Source organism: Deinococcus arcticus, from assembly GCF_003028415.1.
GTDB lineage: Bacteria > Deinococcota > Deinococci > Deinococcales > Deinococcaceae > Deinococcus > Deinococcus arcticus.
In genome coordinates this window covers 288129-300941 of the sequence record NZ_PYSV01000004.1, presented here as the reverse complement: position 1 = coordinate 300941, position 12813 = coordinate 288129, and the positions used below count along the sequence as shown (strand labels likewise).

12 protein-coding genes and 1 rRNA gene are annotated in these 12813 nt (G+C 70.6%); 6 read left to right on the top strand and 7 right to left on the bottom strand.

Features of this window, described 5'->3' with window-relative positions:
• Positions 1-124: ribosomal RNA gene (locus C8263_RS06550) — 16S ribosomal RNA — on the top strand; the annotation flags it as partial.
• A gap of 157 nt (positions 125-281) precedes the next feature.
• Here C8263_RS06550 and C8263_RS06545 read toward each other — a convergent pair.
• The 6 genes from C8263_RS06545 to C8263_RS06520 form a co-directional block, all read right to left on the bottom strand.
• Complete coding sequence (locus tag C8263_RS06545) at positions 282-794, bottom strand: CarD family transcriptional regulator (protein ID WP_107137289.1); 513 nt, start codon at positions 792-794, stop codon at positions 282-284.
• A gap of 286 nt (positions 795-1080) precedes the next feature.
• Positions 1081-1794, bottom strand: coding sequence for an ABC transporter permease (locus C8263_RS06540; RefSeq protein ID WP_107137288.1), 714 nt, complete (start codon positions 1792-1794; stop codon positions 1081-1083).
• Positions 1791-2723: an ABC transporter ATP-binding protein gene (locus tag C8263_RS06535; protein WP_107137287.1), complete on the bottom strand. Its 933-nt coding sequence runs from the start codon at positions 2721-2723 to the stop codon at positions 1791-1793. The genes C8263_RS06540 and C8263_RS06535 overlap by 4 nt, the downstream gene beginning before the upstream one ends.
• The gene (locus tag C8263_RS06530) at positions 2720-3868 is read right to left on the bottom strand and encodes an ABC transporter permease (RefSeq protein ID WP_332888930.1); all 1149 of its coding nucleotides are present in this window, start codon (positions 3866-3868) and stop codon (positions 2720-2722) included. Before C8263_RS06530 ends, C8263_RS06535 begins: the two co-directional genes overlap by 4 nt.
• Positions 3865-4782: an ABC transporter substrate-binding protein gene (locus tag C8263_RS06525; protein ID WP_107137286.1), complete on the bottom strand. Its 918-nt coding sequence runs from the start codon at positions 4780-4782 to the stop codon at positions 3865-3867. Before C8263_RS06525 ends, C8263_RS06530 begins: the two co-directional genes overlap by 4 nt.
• A gap of 121 nt (positions 4783-4903) precedes the next feature.
• Positions 4904-5200 (bottom strand): Lrp/AsnC ligand binding domain-containing protein, encoded by a 297-nt coding sequence (locus C8263_RS06520; RefSeq protein WP_199188330.1) that lies wholly within the window; start codon positions 5198-5200, stop codon positions 4904-4906.
• Positions 5201-5295: 95 nt separating this feature from the next.
• Here C8263_RS06520 and ahbA point away from each other — a divergent pair, with 95 nt between their 5' ends.
• The gene (gene ahbA / locus C8263_RS06515; protein ID WP_107137284.1) at positions 5296-6366 is read left to right on the top strand and encodes a siroheme decarboxylase subunit alpha; all 1071 of its coding nucleotides are present in this window, start codon (positions 5296-5298) and stop codon (positions 6364-6366) included.
• 88 nt (positions 6367-6454) lie between these two features.
• Here ahbA and C8263_RS06510 read toward each other — a convergent pair whose 3' ends face one another.
• Entirely contained in the window at positions 6455-7915 is a 1461-nt protein-coding gene (locus C8263_RS06510; RefSeq protein WP_107137283.1) for an E3 binding domain-containing protein, read from the bottom strand.
• Between the two features lie 266 nt (positions 7916-8181).
• Between C8263_RS06510 and C8263_RS06505 the strand changes: the two genes are divergently transcribed.
• The 4 genes from C8263_RS06505 (at position 8182) to csaB (ending at position 12781) form a co-directional block, all read left to right on the top strand.
• Positions 8182-9216 carry a Glu/Leu/Phe/Val dehydrogenase family protein gene (locus C8263_RS06505; RefSeq protein WP_107137282.1) on the top strand — a complete coding sequence of 345 codons (1035 nt, stop codon included), beginning with the start codon at positions 8182-8184 and terminating at the stop codon, positions 9214-9216.
• Complete coding sequence (gene udk, locus C8263_RS06500; RefSeq protein WP_107137281.1) at positions 9213-9827, top strand: uridine kinase; 615 nt, start codon at positions 9213-9215, stop codon at positions 9825-9827. The genes C8263_RS06505 and udk overlap by 4 nt, the downstream gene beginning before the upstream one ends.
• Positions 9828-10055: 228 nt before the next feature.
• Positions 10056-11813 carry a DUF5693 family protein gene (locus tag C8263_RS06495; protein ID WP_233218682.1) on the top strand — a complete coding sequence of 586 codons (1758 nt, stop codon included), beginning with the start codon at positions 10056-10058 and terminating at the stop codon, positions 11811-11813.
• Complete coding sequence (gene csaB / locus C8263_RS06490) at positions 11810-12781, top strand: polysaccharide pyruvyl transferase CsaB (protein ID WP_107137329.1); 972 nt, start codon at positions 11810-11812, stop codon at positions 12779-12781. Before C8263_RS06495 ends, csaB begins: the two co-directional genes overlap by 4 nt.
• Positions 12782-12813 lie beyond the last annotated feature (32 nt).

Genomic DNA, 12813 nt, shown 5'->3' with positions numbered 1-12813 from the left:
TGGGAGTACGTTGCAGCTGAAACCGCCGGGAGCCTGACGGCAGGCGTCTAGGCTGTGGCGCATGACTGGGGTGAAGTCGTAACAAGGTAACTGTACCGGAAGGTGCGGTTGGATCACCTCCTTTCTATCGGTACCTCTTCTTCTGTCTCTGCATCTTCAGCGCCCCCAGGAAACTGGGGGCGCTTCTCTTTTTACCCTGGGTGCTGGTTTTCAGCCCGGGCACAGAGAGCCGGCCACCCCCTAGCAGGGGGTGGCCGGTTTCTGTTGTGGCGCCCCTGCCCTCATGACCCCAGATGCTGGGGATTCTCGTTCCAGGCGTGAGAAAGCAGCAGCTGCACGTCCTGAGCGCCGGGGTCGTGCAGGCCGCTGACCTCCTGCTCCAGTAGTTTGATGGCGCGGCGAAACGCCTGCCGGTCCAGGTCAGGCAGGCCGCGCTCCACGTTCCAGCGCCGCAGTTCGCAGGTGAGGATGGCCAGTTCAAAGGGATTACCGCTGACCAGAATTTCAGTCACCCGGCGGTGGCGCGCGGCCCACTGCCGGGGCAGGTTCAGGCGGCTGGTCTTGAGGGAAGAGAGCAGCGCGGGCATGTCGCGCGCCGTGAGGGCCGCGCGCATGCCGGCCGTGTCGGGCGCCGCCACGGGCACAAACGCCTGACTGGCGGTGTTGGGAAACTCGACCTGATAGTAGGCGTGGGCCTCGCCGGACACGGGCCGCAGGCAGGTGCCGCGCACCACGCCAATGCCGTACGGAGGAAGAACAACGCGGTCACCGGGCTGAAAAGCAGTCTGCTTCAAGGTGTCACCTCTAGCGGCCAGGAACGAGGGGGCCAGCGGGAGCGGTTCAGACCTCACACGGGGGTGTGGGGCGGCGCCGGTTCACCAGCCAACAAAAGCGGTCCAGCCACAGAGCTGGACCGCGTTAGCGACAGGGGAGAACCAGGGGGTGAAGCGGCAAGCGTGCAGACCAGAGGACAGGAAACCAGCGGCGCTGCATACGCCCGAGTGTACCGCAGGTCGGCTGAAATTTCACCTGCGTTACAGTTGGTGTCAGGGCACGCCGGCCCGGCGGCGGCGCTGGGCTTCAGGCGGGTGGCTGTGCCAGGGCCAACCACGCGTCCAGCGTGAGCGCCAGCAGCGCCGCCGGCAGCGCGCCCGCGAGCACCAGCGCCGTGTTCTGCTGCGACAGCCCCCCGATGATGGGATCGCCCAGCCCCCCAGCGCCCAGCGCTGCGCCCACTGTGGCTGTGCCCACGTTGTAGACCACGCTGGTGCGCAGGCCTGCCAGCAGGACCGGCCGGGCCAGGGGCAGTTCCACCTGCCACAGCCGCTGCGCCCCGGACATGCCCATGCCGCGCGCAGCGTCCAGCACTCCGGCGGGCACGCCCTGCAACCCCAGAATCGCCTGCCCCACCACCGGGCCCAGGCCGTACAGCACCAGCCCCAGCAGGGTGGGCGCCCAGCCAAAACCCAGGGCCGGCACCGCCAGCGCCAGAATGGCAAAGGTGGGCACCGTCTGTCCCAGGCCCACCAGCAGTTCGGCCAGCTGCCGGGGGGCCGCCCAGCCGGGGCGGGTCACGGCCACCGCCAGCGGCAGGCCCAGGGCCGCCACCAGCAGTGTGGCCAGCCCCACCAGCCCCAGATGGGTCAGGGTGAGGCGCCACAGCGGCGGGTCCAGGGGGCCCACCTCGCCCAGGCCCAGGGGATTGACCAGGGCCGGCAGCGCGCCGGGCCACAGACACAGGCCCAGCAGGGCGGGCCACAGCAGCGCCCCCCAGGGCCTGCCGTGCCCCCTCACCGGGGCGCCCGGGTGTGCAGATCGGCCCAGTGCAGGGTGCCCACCGGCTGGCCGTCCTGGGTGACCGTCAGGGTATCCTGGCCCTCGCGCACCATCACACTCAGGGCGCTGCGGGCGTTCAGGGCAGCGTCCACGGCTGGGCGGCCCGGGTCGGCCGGTCCCCGGCGCATCAGGGCCGATACGGGCTGCCCCGCCAGCTGGCGCAGCGCAGCGTCCTCGCCCAGAAACTGCCGCACGAAGTCGGTGGCCGGGCGGTGAATCAGCTCGTCGGGCGGGCCGTACTGCACCAGGGTCCCCTCACGCATCAGGGCCACGCGGTCCGCGAGGCGCAGCGCCTCGTCAATGTCGTGCGTGACCATCACCACCGTCTTGCGCAGGCGCCGCTGAATCTCGCGGAAAGCACCCTGCAGCCGTTCCCGGGCCAGGGGGTCCAGGGCCCCAAAGGGCTCGTCCATCAGCAGCACCGGCGGATCGGCCGCCAGGGCGCGCGCCACGCCCACCCGCTGCGCCTGCCCGCCCGAGAGTTCTCCTGGCCGCTTGTGGCGGAAGGTGTCCGGGTCCAGGCCCACCAGCGCCAGCAGTTCGTCCACCCGCGTCTGGGTGGCGCGGCGGTCGTGGCCCAGCAGCGCCGGCACCGTAGCCACGTTCTGCGCCACGTTCAGGTGTGGAAACAGGCCAATCTGCTGAATCACGTAGCCCATGCCCCGGCGCAGCACCTCTGGTTTCAGGCGGCGGGTATCCTGGCCGGCCAGCAGCACCCGGCCCCCGGAGGGCTCCAGGAGGCGGTTAATCATGCGCAGGGTCGTGGTTTTGCCGCAGCCCGAGGGCCCCAGCAGCGCCACCAGTTCGCCCTCCGGCACTGTGAGGTTCAGGGCGCGCACGGCCGCCACGCCGCCGTAGGTCTTTTCGAGGTCCTGGAGTTCGATCATCCGGCTCTCCCCAACCGGGCGCCCAGCCAGCCTTCCAGGCGCCGCAGACCCGCGTCCACTCCGATGGCCAGCAGCGCCGCCGGCACAGCCCCCAGCAGAATCAGGTCGCTGGCGGCGCTTTGCAGCCCCTTGAAGATGTAGGTGCCCAGGCCCCCGGCGCCGATGAGGGCCGCCACCGCCGCCACGCCAATCAGCAGCACCGAGGCCTGCCGCAGCCCGCCCAGCCACAGCGGCAGGGCCAGTGGGGCCTGCACGCGCCACAGGCGCTGCACCTGCGTCATGCCCATGCCGCGCGCAGCGTCCAGCACCCCGGCGGGCACCCCCTGCAAGCCCAGCAGGCCGCCCCGCACCACCGGCAGCAGGGCGTACAGGGTCAGCGCTGTGAGGGCCGGGGGCACGCCTATGCCGCTCAGGCCAGCGGCGCGCAGGGCGGGCACGGCGTCTGCCAGCGCCGAGAGCGGGGCAATCAGCAGCCCCAGCAGGGCGAGGCTGGGCAGGGTCTGCAGGCCGCTGCTCAGGCCCAGCGCGGCGGCCGCCACCCGGGGGCGGCCCGCGCCCCAGACCGCCAGCGGCGTGCCCAGCAGGGTGGCCAGCCCCAGGGCGGTGCCTACCAGGCGCAGGTGCTGCCCCAGTTCCTGGACCCAGCGCGCCCCCTCACTCTGGGCCTCCACCACCACTGACCACGCCCCAAAGTGGCCCGCCACAGCCAGGCCCCCGGCGGGCAGCAGCCACACCCAGCCCAGCCCGCGCCGCTGCGGCCACGCCTGGGCTGCCCCAAATGCGGCGATGCCGGCCCCCAGCAGGTACAGCCACGCCCCGCTGGAGGCGCTGGCGCGGGCAAACGGGGGCTGGCCGGCCAGGGCGCCCTGGGTCTGCTGGCCCAGCAGCCACAGCCCCAGCGTCAGGGACAACGCCGCGCCGGCCCACACCCAGGTGCGCCGCGCGTGCCCGAACAGCGCGGGCAGCAGGGCCAGGGCGGCGGCCAGCAGCGCCCAGCCCAGGGGCAGGCCCAGCGCTTCGCCGGGGGCCAGGCGATTGGGCCGCAGCAGCACCCAGGGCAGCCACGCGCCCACCAGCATGGGCAGGGCGCCCAGCCACAGCACCAGCTTCACGTCCCGGGGCGCGCCCCGGTGGAGAGCGGTCAACGGATCAGGCCCCGGCTCCGCAGGTATTCGCGCGCCACGTCCTGCGCGGTGCGGCCCTCCAGCGCCACCTTGGCGTTCAGGCCCTGCAGGGTGGCCTGGGTCAGCCCGGCGAAGGTCTTGTTCAGCAGGCCCTCAATCTGCGGATTGGCCTTCAGTGTGGCCGTGCGGATGATGGGTGCAGGCTGGTAGACGGCCTGCGCGCCCTTGGGGTCTTTCAGGGCCACCAGCTTCAGGGCGCTCAGGGTTCCGTCGGTGCCGTAGGCCATGGCGGCGTTCACGCCGTTGGTGCCGCTGGCCGCCGCCTGCTGGGTCTGGGGCGGGGTGGCCCCGGCCAGCACCAGCTTCTGGTCGGCGCGCAGCTTGAAGCCGTAGGCCGCTTCAAAGGCGGGCATGGTGTCGGGGCGGTTGAAGAACTCGGGACTGCCGGCAATCTTGAAGGCGCCCCCGCCGTTCAGGTACTTCGCCAGATCCGCCACCGTGCTGAGCTTGGCGCGCTGGGCCAGGGCCTGCGGCACGGCGATCACCCAGGTGTTGTTCACGTTGGCGGGCCGCAGCCACGTGATGCCGTTCCGGCTGTCCAGCTGCCGCGCCAGCCCGTAGATCGTACCGGGGTTGCCGGCCTGTTTGGCCGTGATCTTGGCCTGCGGAAACAGATACACGGCGTTGCCGGTGTATTCGGGGTACACGTCAATCTCGCCGGCCAGAATGGCCTTGCGGTTGACCCCGGTGTCGCCCAGGGTGGTGCGGTCGGTGACCTCCAGCCCCGCGTTTTTCAGGGTCAGCACGATCATCTGCCCCAGGATCTGCGCTTCGGGGTCCAGCTTGCTGCCCACCACGATGGGTTTGGCGGCGGCGGTGCCCAGCAGCGCCAGGCCCAGGACGAAGGCGGCGCCTTTCAGAGGTGTGGGGATCATGGGGCCACCGTACCTGTGCTGCCCGGAGGCCGCGCGTGGGTCAGCTCACAAAGCCTTCCCACGGCTAACAGATGAAGGGTTTGTTAAGGGGAGCGGCAGGACTTGTCAGGGCCCCTGGCGCTCAGCGCTGCTGCTGCCCCTCGTCCAGGCCCACACCGAACCCCTGATCCAGCAGGGCCTCGTTGTAGGTGCGGAAGGCCAGCATGGTCTGGGTGCGCGTAATGCCTTCCACGCGCCGCAGCCCGGCTGTCACCACGTCGTCCAGATCCTCGTAGCGCGAGAGTTTCAGAATCGCCACGATGTCCCACTCGCCGGTCACGGAGTACACCTCGCGCACCCCACTCACGCCGGCCAGGGCCTCGGCCGTTTCGGGAATGCGCTGCCGCTCTGCCTGCACCATCACGATGGCTGTGACCATGTCTGTCATTGTGCGCCCCGCCGGGGGGGGTGTGCACCCGCCTGACCGGTCGTTCGGGGACGTTTCGCCGCCCTGGAGGCCGCTATTGTGCAGACATGACCGCCCCCGCCCCCACCCCGCAGGCTGCCAGTGCACCGGACATCAGTGCGCGCGAACAGCTGCTCAACCGCATTCAGCGCGACATCCCCATTGTGCAGCGGCCCTACGCCCGCCTGGCCGAGGAAGTGGGCCTGAGCGAGGCCGAGGCGCTTTCCATCCTGCGTGAGGTGAAGGCGGGCGGCGTGCTGCGGCAGGTGAGCGCCATCTTCGATACCCGCACCCTGGGCTACCAGAGCAGCCTGGTGGCCGCCGTGTACGATGAGGACAGGCTGGACGCCGGAGCCGAGGCGGTGAACACCCACCCCGGGGTGAGCCACAACTACAAGCGCAACCACGATTTCAACCTGTGGTACACGATTGCCGTGCCGCCCGAGAGCAACCTGGAAGCGCATGTGCAGAAACTGCACGAGCTGAGCGGCGCCCGCCTGACCCGCCTGATGCCCACCCTGCACCTGTTCAAGATTGGCGTGGAGTTCGACATGACCGGCAAGGAGGACTGGAACGCCAAGGCCAAGCCCCAGTACACCGCCGAGCAGCGCAACGTCGGCTATCAGGTGACCGAGCTGGACCGCGCCTTTGTGGTGGAGTTCCAGAAGGACCTGCCGATCACCGAAGAGCCCTACGCGGACGCCTGCGCCGCCCTGGGCCTGAGTATTGACGAGGTGGCCGCCCACGCCGAGAAGATGAAGGCGGCCGGGGCCCTGCGGCGCGTCTCGGCCGTGTTCCGGCACCAGAAAGCTGGCTTTACCTTTAACGCCATGGGCGTATGGGCCGTGCCGCAGGAAGAGGTGGCGGAAGTGGGGCGCCAGATGGCCGAATTCAAGGCGGTCTCGCACTGCTACCTGCGCCCCACCTACCCCGAATGGCCCTATACGATCTTCACCATGGTGCACGGCCGCTCCAAGGAAGAGGCGTTTGGCAAGATCAAGGCCATTGAGCAGGAGGTGGCCTCCGGCGTGGATCACGCCATCCTATACTCCACCAAGGAATACAAGAAGATTCGCCTGGAGTTCTACCAGCCCGAATTCTATGCCTGGGCGAAAGAGCACCTGGGCACGGAAGCGTAAGCAAGAGGAGGGGTCGGGGGGTTGTTTCCCCACCCTCCACTTCCGCCAAAAAAAGTCGCCCCATCACGGGGCGACTTTTTTTCGGCCTTTACAGCACCAGCAGGATGGGCTGTTCCAGGGTGCCAGCCACCTGGGCCAGGAACTGCGCGGCGCGGCCCGTGTCCACGTCGCCGTTCAGGCTCAGGGTGGCGCGTCCGCCTTCGCTGCGGCCCACGCTGAGGGTCACCGTCTGGGGGTAGTGCAGGTCGTCCAGATCCAGGGCGGCGGCGTCCACCACCAGCAGGTCCGGCGTGCCGTCGAAGTTGGTGTCCAGGGCAGCCACGGCGTCGCGCAGGCTGCCACTGCCCACCGTGTGGGTGCGGCCCTGGCCGTCCAGGGCCACGCTGCTCAGGCCCAGGGTGTCGGCGTGGCGCTGCGCGGCGCGGGCCACCAGCAGGCCCAGCGGCAGGTCGCTGGACAGCGCGCGGCTGACCTGAGCGCGCAGGTCGTGCAGGGCGGCCACATCGGCGCTGCGGCGCAGGTAGGCGCCGAACCACACGCTGCCCGCCGGGGTGCCGCTGGGGGCGGCAGGCATGGGTACAGGGGTCGCTGCCGGTTCGGGCGTGAACGCGGGCTGGGCCTGGGCCGCCACGGGCTCGGGCATGGGGGCCGGCTCGGGCTCGGCGGGGGTGGGCGCAGTGGGCTCGGGCGGGGCCACAGCGGGGGTGCTGAACACGGGCCCGGGGGTTTCCACCACCGGGGCCGGGGTGGGTTCAGGCTGCGGCACTGGCTGCGCGGGCTCAGGCTGCATGGGCTCGGGTTGCACGGGCTCGGGCGTAAACGCGGGCTCGGCCTGGGCCGCCACGGGTTCGGGCATGGGGGTGGCCACAACCGGCGCCGCGGGTTCGGGGGCCGGGGCCACCGGGGCGGGCGCGGCCGGCTCGGGCGTGGGTTCGGGGGTAGCCACCGGCGCCACTTCGGGCTGTGCGGGCTTCTGGTACAGGCGCGAGAGCAGGCTGCTCAGGCCACCAGCGGCGGCCGGGGCCGCGGGGGGCGGCGTGACCGGGGCCGGGGTAGGCTCGGGCATGGGCGCGGCCGCCACCGGCATCACGGGTTCGGGCATGGGCGCCACCGGCGCGGGGATGGGCTCGGGCATGGGGGCCGGGGCCGCGGCGGCGGGGGTCACTTCGGGCTCGTCGTCCAGCTCGAACTCGGTGTCCTCGTCCAGGTTGCTGGGGGCCGGGGTAGCCGGCACCTCGGGGGAGCCCGTGCGGGTCTGCTCCACGAAGGCGGTCAGGTCGGTGTCCACGCCCGCGCGGCTGAGCATGTCGGCGTTCATGCCGGCCTGGTTCAGCATCGCGGCGCTGGGCACTTCCTCGCCGTTCCAGTCGGGCGGGGGCAGGTCCACCGGGGTATCAGGCGGATCTTCCTCACCGGACATCACGCGCGACAGGTAATTCAGGATGTCCTGTTCCACGATCTGGCCGCCTGCACCGGAGCCGTGAATCTTCTGCCAGTCAATCCCGTTCGCTTCTGCCAGCACCTTGGCAAGCGGCGCAATCCGTTCCATTCATTTCCCCCTTTGTGCGGCCCATTGTAAGGGACGCGGGCATGGCAGCGGGGCGCGCCTGGGGCGCCCACATGGGGCCCAGGACAGCGCTTCCAACCTCAGCATGTCTGTTAGGGTGCCGCCTCGGCTCTGACAGCGTTCTTTCATGTGGCGTTCATGCCCGGATTGCCCCACCGGTCCCTGTTGCCCTTCTGGCCAGGGTGCTACCCTGCGGAACGTTTGGCGCGCCCCCTGCCCCGCAGGCGACAGGCGCGGGTAGGAGAACTATGCAGATACTTGAAGAGATGGGGTCGCGCGGCCACGAGGCCCTGACGCTGCTTCACCATGCCCCCAGCGGCCTTCGCGCGGCCCTGGCGGTGCATTCCACCGTGCTGGGCCCGGCCATTGCGGGCGTGCGCCTGCGCGACCAGGATGAGGATTTTGCCCTGCGCGGCGCCCTGGCCCTGTCCGAGAGCCTGACCCTGAAAGCCGCGCTGGCGGGCCTGAACTACGGCGGCGGCGCCTGCGTGCTGCTGACTCCCGAGTGCGGCATGGACGATCCCCATGCCCGGGAGGCCCTGTTCCGGGCGCTGGGGCGGCAGGTGCGCCCCATGGAGTCGCGCGTGGTGCTGACCGAAGACATTGGCGTGAGCCCGGCCGACATCGCCTTTGTGGCGCAGGAGACGGGGTCCACGCTGGGCATGAACACCGACACGAGTTCAGTGACCGGCTACGGCGTATACCGGGGCATGAAGGCGGCCGCCCGCTTCGCCCTGGGTTCGGAAAGCATGCGCGGCGTGCGGGTGGCGGTGCTGGGCGTGGGGGCCGTGGGGCGCACCCTGGCCGCCCACCTGCACCGCGAGGGCGCCCGCCTGACGGTGGCCGACGCCCGCCCTGAGCGCGCCGAGGCCCTGGCCGATGACCTGGACGGCGTGAGTGTGGTGGGCTGGAACGAGTTGCTGGACACCCCCTGCGACATTCTGGCGCCGTGTGGGTACGGCCATTCCATCCGCAGTGAAGACGTGCCCCGGTTGCAGTGCCGCCTGATCGCGGGCGGCGAGCACCACCCCATGACCCGCCGGGGCGAGGCCGCCGTGAAGGAAGCAGGCATCGTGTATATGCCGGACTTTGCCATCAACTCGGCCGGGCTGATTGCGGCGGCCACGGGCCTGGACATGAACCACGCTGCCGAACGGGTGTACCAGACCGTGGGGCGAATCACCCACGCCGCCGAGCAGTACGGCAAGGCCCCACATGTGGTGGCCCGGCGCATGGCCGAGCGGCGCATTGACCTGATCGGCAGCCTGGGGGGCCGGGCATGAGCACGCCGTTCATGATTGGCGTGGCCGGGGGCTCGGGCAGCGGCAAGACCACCGTGACGCGCCGGGTGATTGAAACCGTGGGCCAGCAGGGCGTGGCCGTGCTGAACCAGGACAACTACTACCGCAACCAGGACGACATTCCCTTTGACGCGCGCCTGAAAACGAACTACGACCACCCGGCCGCCTTCGACTGGGCGCTGCTGCGCGAGCATGTGGACGCCCTGATGAGCGGCGTGCCCATTGCCATGCCCGAATACGACTTCACCCAGCACACCCGCTCGGCGCACACCACCACGGTGCTGCCCGCGCCCGTGGTGGTGCTGGAAGGCTTTTTCGCGCTGTATGACGAGGAACTGCGCGAACGGATGCACCTGAAGGTGTTCGTGGACGCCGACGCCGACGTGCGCTTTATCCGCCGCCTGCTGCGTGACACCCAGGAGCGGGGCCGCACGCCCCAGAGCGTGATTGAGCAGTATCTGGAGTTCGTGCGCCCCATGCACCTGAGCTTCGTGGAGCCTACCAAGCGCTACGCCGATGTGATCATTCCCCACGGCGGCATGAATGAGCCCGCGCTGGATATGCTGGCCGCCCGCATCCGCACCACGATCTGAGCGCGGCCGGGGGCGTGCCCTTTTCCCCCCGGCCCCCGCCTTTGGATGGACGCCCCCCGGAGCGCCGGGCGGGCATCATGGCCTGCCGCCCCGCCCGACTCTGGACCCGACCCTTAGGATGTGCCTGTGACTGAGCCCGCCCCTGCCCCTTCTGCCGCCCGGCCGCCGGCCGGCCCCGCGCTGCCGCCCGCCACGCGGCATCCCTGGACCCCGGCGCTGCTGGGCGTCATGCTGCTGTCCCTGATTCCCACCGTGCTGCTGGCAGCCCAGCGCGTCAGTTACGAGCAGTCGCAGAAAACGGCCGCGCTGGTGATGGACTACCCGGCAGTGGCCGCGCAGGCCCGCCGCTTTGGCCTGGAGCCCGAGGCCCTGCTGGCGCGCTACCAGCAGCTGGGCGTGAACGGCGTGGGCCTGTATGAAGACGTGATTGGCAACCTCGTGCAGCGCGGCGAGGTGATTCTGAAAACGGGCGCCGACCTGCTGGCCGACGTGCCGGGTGCGCCGGTGAAAGCCCAGAACGTCTACCTGCGTTCGGTGGTGCCGGGCGCCGCCGAGGCCCTGCCCGCGCGCTACACCATTCCCACCCGGACCGTGCAGGCCGCCGGCCAGCGCTGGGTGGAGTGGCCCACCGACCCCACCTTCCTGCCCACCGGGCCCAACCGCGCGCTGCTGACGCGCCTGCAGGCCAAGGGCCTGACCGTGGTGTACCGCCCCTACGCCGACGACGCTCTGCGCGAGCCCGGCGCCGACTGGCCGGACGTGCCCTTCATTCTGTTCAACGGCGATGAGGTGATTGGCGCGCGCACCCCTGAACTGCTGGCGAAGATCAGTGAGCGCCTAACAGGCCGCGTTCCTGCCCTGATTGAAGGCAACCCGCAGCGCGGTCTGGACACCCTGGTGGCCACCCACGGCGCGGCGCGCACCTTCAGCATCAGCCCGTCGTGGCAAAACCGCCTGGATCCCCTGACCCTGGCCAGCAAATACAACCTCGCGGCGCGCGAGCGCTCCATGCGCCTGCTGTACCTGCGCCCCTACCCCACCATTGGCGAGACCGAGGCCCTGCTGATCCGCACGTCCGAACTGCTGCGGGCGTCCGGCGTGCGGGTGACGCAGCCCGGAGTGGCGCCCTTCGAGGAACACGGGCTGCTGCGGACCCTGAGCCTGCTGGGGCCCCTGGCCGCGCTGCTGCTGCTGGGCCTGAGCCTGCCGCTGCCCCGCCTGGGGCTGCTGGCGGCGGCGGGCACCGCCGCGCTGGCGTTCGCCCTGAACAGGTTAGACCCCTTCGCGGCCACCGCCCTGATTGCCGCCGTGACCTTTCCGGCGCTGGGGCTGGTGCTGCGCCGCCACCGCGTGACCGACTGGTTTCTGGCCACGGGTCTGAGCCTCGCCGGGGTGCTGTTCGTCTCGGCGCTGGGGGCCAACAAGGACAGCGTGCTGGGCCTGGAGCCGTTCCGGGGCGTGGGGCTGACCCTGCTGCTGCCCCTGGTGCTGGTGGCCCTGAGCTTCCTGCCGCGCCAGGACCTGCGCCAGACGGCGCGCGACATCTATCACGCCCCGATCAAGCTGGGGGACGTGGTGGTGATGGGCCTGGGGCTGGCGGTGTTCGCGCTGGTGTTCCTGCGCCGGGGCAACACCACCGGGGCCAGCGTGAGCGACACCGAGGCCAAGCTGCGCCAGGACCTGCAAGACAGCCTCGTGCGCCCGCGCTTCAAGGAACTGGCCGGGCATCCGCTGGCCCTGGTGGGCCTGAGTGGCGTGCTGCCGGGGTATTTCAGCGCCCTGCTCATTCTGGGCGGCGTGGTGGGGCAGGCCAGCATCCTGAACACCTTTTCGCACTTTCATACGCCGCTGCTGATCAGCGCCCAGCGCTGCTTCCTGGGGCTGGCGGCGGGCCTGATTGCCGGTCTGATTGGCATCTGGGCTGTGAAAACAGCGCTGCGGCTGTGGCAGACCTGGGGCCAGAAGCCCGGGGCGGTGAAGGCGTGAAGGTCACGGTGAGTGGCTACTACGGCTTCGGCAACACCGGCGACGAGGCCATTGCCCTGGCGATCACGCGCGAACTGCGCAAGTACGGCGCCACTCCCCTGCTGCTCTCGAACACCCCGGCGGAAACGGCGGAACTCTATGGCTGCGAAAGCGAGCCGCGCATGCAGCCCGGCGCGGTGCTGCGGGCGCTGCGCGGCTCACAGGTCCTGCTCTCGGGCGGCGGCGGCCTGCTGCAGGACAAGACGAGCGGGCGCACCCTGGCCTACTACCTGGCGATCATTCGCCTGGGCACGTTGCTGCGGAAGCGTGTGGTGGTGTTTAACCAGAGCGTGGGCCCCCTGAGCCCCCGGGGTGGGCGGCAGGTGGCGGCAGCCCTGCGCGGCGTGACCGTGATTGTGCGTGACCGGGGCAGTGTGGACACCCTGGCGGCGCTGGGCGTGCGGGCACAGCTGGGCGGCGACCCCGCGCTGCTGCTTTCACCCACCCCCGGCGTGACCCGCGATCCCATGCGGGTGGTGGTGGCCCCACGCGGCGACGTGACCGACGCCACGGCGCGCCTGCGCGAGGTGGTGGCCCGCCTGAAGGCCGGGGGCCGCCATGTGACCGCCCTGAGCTTCATGCCTGACCACGACGACGAAGCCGCCCACAGCCTGGGTGCCGACGAGGTGCTGAGCACCCGTGACCCCCAGGTGGCCCTGGACGCCATTGCCGGCAGCGGCTTCGTGGTCGGCGTGCGCCTGCACGCGGTAATTCTGGCCGCAGCCAGCCAGACCCCCTTTTCCGGCATTGCCTACGACCCCAAGGTGCAGGGCTTCTGCCTGGATGCCGGGGCCGCCAGTCACCCTGTGACCCTGAACGCCGACAAGGTGGCCGATCAGGCCCTGCGCCGGGTATTGCCCGACTGGAACGCCGTGGAGGACATGCGCCTGCGCGCGGCGCACAGTTTTGGCTGGGCACTGGGTAAATAGGCGGGGAGCGGTGCGCGGGACGCGGGAGAAGC

Coding starts and splice junctions, on each gene's coding strand:
- C8263_RS06535 (WP_107137287.1), bottom strand. CDS start 2,723: ATGATCGAACTCCAGGACCTCGAAAAGACCTACGGCGGCGTGGCGGCC.
- C8263_RS06525 (WP_107137286.1), bottom strand. CDS start 4,782: ATGATCCCCACACCTCTGAAAGGCGCCGCCTTCGTCCTGGGCCTGGCG.
- C8263_RS06520 (WP_199188330.1), bottom strand. CDS start 5,200: ATGGTCACAGCCATCGTGATGGTGCAGGCAGAGCGGCAGCGCATTCCC.
- ahbA (WP_107137284.1), top strand. CDS start 5,296: ATGACCGCCCCCGCCCCCACCCCGCAGGCTGCCAGTGCACCGGACATC.
- C8263_RS06510 (WP_107137283.1), bottom strand. CDS start 7,915: ATGGAACGGATTGCGCCGCTTGCCAAGGTGCTGGCAGAAGCGAACGGG.
- C8263_RS06505 (WP_107137282.1), top strand. CDS start 8,182: ATGCAGATACTTGAAGAGATGGGGTCGCGCGGCCACGAGGCCCTGACG.
- udk (WP_107137281.1), top strand. CDS start 9,213: ATGAGCACGCCGTTCATGATTGGCGTGGCCGGGGGCTCGGGCAGCGGC.
- C8263_RS06495 (WP_233218682.1), top strand. CDS start 10,056: ATGCTGCTGTCCCTGATTCCCACCGTGCTGCTGGCAGCCCAGCGCGTC.